We start from the raw sequence: 3,420 nt of genomic DNA, 5'->3' as shown, positions 1-3,420 counted from the left end.
ATATTCGATTAATCATTAATTTCTTGATTGCTAAACGGGACTAAAAAATGAATAATCGTGTAAATATTTGTAATTTTATCCTAAAAATTAACTGATATGGGGCTATTCTTTAAACTGGGTCAATATTATCTTCTCATGGCTAAAGTATTCTCTAAGCCTGAGAAAAAAATGCTATTTTTTAAGCAGACAATTAAGGAAATTGAAAAAATAGGCTTGAATTCCATCAGTATTGTCTTGATTATTTCTGTATTTATCGGGGGCGTTATTACTTTACAGATGGCTTACAATATTGAAAATCCACTTTTCCCATCCTATACAATTTCTCTATCTACCAGAGATACAATTTTGTTGGAATTTTCATCAACCATTATCGCTTTAATCTTAGCCGGGAAAGTGGGATCCAGCATCTCATCCGAGATCGGGACTATGCGGATTACCGAGCAGATTGATGCATTGGAAATTATGGGGGTGAATTCAGCCAGTTTCCTGATTCTGCCTAAAATTACTGCAGCGGTTATTTTTAATCCTTTTCTTACATTATTGAGTATGATTGTTGGCATTTTTGGCGGATGGGCTGTGGGGGTTGCTGCAGGGGTTACTACTTCAGCAAGTTATGTTATGGGATTGCAGTATGCTTTTATACCTTATTACATTACTTATGCCCTGATTAAAACAGCAGTTTTTGCTTTTATTATCACTTCTATTTCTGCTTATTGCGGTTACTATGCCGAGGGTTCCTCCCTTGAAGTAGGGAAATCCAGTACAAAAGGAGTGGTTTATAGCAGTGTTTGCATCCTTATGTTTAATTTAATATTAACTAAACTGTTGCTTTCATGATTACTTTAAAACATGTTTCGAAGGCATTTGGAAATCATACGGTACTTAATGATATATCCGTTTGTTTTGAGCGAGGGAAAACCAATTTAATTATTGGCCAGAGCGGTTCCGGGAAAACGGTTCTTCTTAAGTCTATTGTTGGGCTAAATGATATTGATCAGGGAGATATACTTTACGGGGATGTTATTTTTAATAAGCTTGATTTTAGTGCCAAAAAAGAAATCAGAAAGAAGATAGGAATGATCTTCCAGGGAGGCGCTTTATTTGATTGGGCAACTGTTGAGGAAAATATTATTTTCCCCCTGGATATGTTCACCACCATGTCTAAAGCAGAAAAAATTGAACGGGCTAATTTTTGTTTAAAACGGGTAAATCTTGTCAATATCAATTCCCTTTATCCTTCGGAACTTAGCGGAGGAATGAAAAAGCGAGTAGCCATTGCCCGTGCTATATCTTTAAAACCAGAATACCTTTTTTGTGATGAACCTAATTCGGGGTTAGATCCTCAAACTTCAATTTTGATTGATAATTTGATTAAAGAAATTACCATTGAATATAATATTACCACCCTGATCAATACCCACGACATGAATTCGGTGATGGAAATAGGTGATAAAGTAGTATATATTTATAAAGGGATAAAATATTGGGAAGGGACAAAAGAAGAGATTTTTCTGTCAGAAAATAAAGAGCTGAATAATTTTATTTTTGCTTCTCCTATGAGTAAAAGAATCAAGAATCTGATGAAGTAAAATATTAGAAGTTCTTATTTTACTTCTTCATAATCGACATATTCTCCTTCTTCTTTTTTACGGAAAGCATGATTCGAACCAGCTTTATATTCAATCGTTATTTTCCCTTCCTTTTCTCTGGCTTTTCTTTTGGCTTCCTCTATATCCTGAACTTTACTCATTCGGTCCGTAAAATTTTTTGCCCAAAAAGGAAGAAAAATCATTCCTACTAACTTACTGAAGTAGTAAATAATGATGAATATTAAAAGTAATTTAAGCAAACCCATCGTTTTACAAAAATATTAATTCGGTTACAAAGTTAATATTTTTGTATGTATGTTTTAAGAAAAATTATTCGATTAAGGGTTGGTCTTGGAGTCGTTTTTTAGATTTTTCCTTTCCAAATACAAGGTTTACGCCCAGCCTGAGATCCATTCCTTTTGTCTTATAGGGTATATAGCCCGGACCATCCTCCGAATTCTTACTCTTAGCCCAATGTAAAGGTACCTGGTCGCAGATTGCATAAATGTTCAGGTTTATGAGTTTTAAGGAAAGCCCAAATCCCAGGTTCTGACTTTTATTATTTAACAGGGAATAACAGACAGAGGTGGATAAAAGTCTGATGGGTTGCAAATTACAAGATAATGTCAGTTGCTGGTAGAGTTTTTTATTGTAAATCTGGCTCGATGAAAGCAAACCAAAACTTAGGCGATTATTGAAGTTGTATGATGCCCCCAGGTACATTTTCCCGGATAAATAGGTGGTATATGCATCATGGCCTTCCAGGTAAAATTCATTTTTAAGTGTATCCAGGATGGCATTGGCAGCATCTGAAATGGAGTCCTTGTTATAGCTGTTTACCAGTTCTCCTTCGAAGGTATAGTTACCTTTAAGCGAAAGATTGGTGATTTCTTTGCGCCAGCGGATAAATCCCAAATCAATAAGACTGCCGGAAACTGTAAAATGGTCGTCTACCTTATATTCAAATCCTGCATCAAGGGCGAATCCAGGGTTTCCTGTGTTCATTACAATTTGCCGGATGGTATCTCCTTTAAATTTTTTAGTTTCAATATTGTCCCAATCCAGTTTACCGTTTTTATCATATTTCCATTTTACAAAGGGCAAAGAGCTGTGTACAGTTGCATCTGATTGTAAATCCCAGGATTTATAACCCGAACGGATTTTCATCAACGAATTGGTGGTATGTATATCCGCTTTACCAAATAGTAATTTGCCTTTTAATCCTAAAGTCAAACGGTCGTTAATATGACGCGAAACACCCAGTGCATATTCCCTGTAATATTGCGCATCTATACCTAACTTGCTCCAGTTGTAAGTCGTATTATCCGGGAATCCATCGGAAAGTGCAGCGGTAATCAGATCTTTGGGATAATTAAAATGTACTGAGGCCTTATCATTGATATCAAATGTAAAGAACATTTCATTAATTCTTAATCCTATAGAGAAAAGACCAGTACTGAAATCTCCATTTACAAAATTGTTGTCTTTAAATAGATTTAAGAACTCCTGTCTGTTTCCTTTGGGATGAAAGGGGGTGATCAGTGAATCGATCTGATCATTATGCTTCACGATATCATCAAAACTTAAGGGATTATTGTTTCCATTAACATAAAGTGGGGCTATGGCAGGAATGCCAATGTAAAAGTTATATGATGACTGGAAGGCGGGATTAAGTGAATTTGATTGGGGTACACCATACATGTGGTACATGGTGGTATTTTGCTGTGCCTGGAGAGGGAACGTACAAACAAGCATTAAAAATAACAGCAGTATTTTATTATGGAGATTCATTTTTTTCGATTTTTAAATAATTACAAGTTGTCTGTATATT

The 3,420-nt window shown here is 35.4% G+C and carries 4 protein-coding genes; 2 read left to right on the top strand and 2 right to left on the bottom strand.

Translation table 11 applies throughout. The features are described from left to right. The first annotated feature begins 96 nt into the window (after positions 1-96). Both Q8907_14640 and Q8907_14635 read left to right on the top strand, forming a co-directional pair. Positions 97-837 (top strand): ABC transporter permease, encoded by a 741-nt coding sequence (locus tag Q8907_14640; protein MDP4275510.1) that lies wholly within the window; start codon positions 97-99, stop codon positions 835-837. Beyond that, entirely contained in the window at positions 834-1,589 is a 756-nt protein-coding gene (locus Q8907_14635) for an ATP-binding cassette domain-containing protein (protein MDP4275509.1), read from the top strand. Before Q8907_14640 ends, Q8907_14635 begins: the two co-directional genes overlap by 4 nt. A 14-nt stretch (positions 1,590-1,603) precedes the next feature. On the opposite strand, the gene Q8907_14630 is transcribed toward Q8907_14635, so the two are convergent. Together Q8907_14630 and Q8907_14625 are read right to left on the bottom strand one after the other, a co-directional pair. Continuing rightward, positions 1,604-1,750, bottom strand: coding sequence for a hypothetical protein (locus tag Q8907_14630; GenBank protein ID MDP4275508.1), 147 nt, complete (start codon positions 1,748-1,750; stop codon positions 1,604-1,606). A 169-nt stretch (positions 1,751-1,919) separates the two neighbouring features. Continuing rightward, complete coding sequence (locus Q8907_14625; protein MDP4275507.1) at positions 1,920-3,380, bottom strand: DUF5723 family protein; 1,461 nt, start codon at positions 3,378-3,380, stop codon at positions 1,920-1,922. Between the last annotated feature and the right edge of the window lie 40 nt (positions 3,381-3,420).

The organism is Bacteroidota bacterium (genome assembly GCA_030706565.1).
Classification (GTDB): Bacteria; Bacteroidota; Bacteroidia; order Bacteroidales; family JAUZOH01; genus JAUZOH01.
The sequence above is the reverse complement of the archived record's forward strand: the minus strand, read 5'-3'. Positions and strand labels throughout refer to the sequence as shown.

Excerpts from the sequence above, each read along its gene's own strand:
- Q8907_14640 (MDP4275510.1), top strand. The coding sequence starts at position 97 with ATGGGGCTATTCTTTAAACTGGGTCAATATTATCTTCTCATGGCTAAA.
- Q8907_14635 (MDP4275509.1), top strand. The coding sequence starts at position 834 with ATGATTACTTTAAAACATGTTTCGAAGGCATTTGGAAATCATACGGTA.
- Q8907_14630 (MDP4275508.1), bottom strand. The coding sequence starts at position 1,750 with ATGAGTAAAGTTCAGGATATAGAGGAAGCCAAAAGAAAAGCCAGAGAA.
- Q8907_14625 (MDP4275507.1), bottom strand. The coding sequence starts at position 3,380 with ATGAATCTCCATAATAAAATACTGCTGTTATTTTTAATGCTTGTTTGT.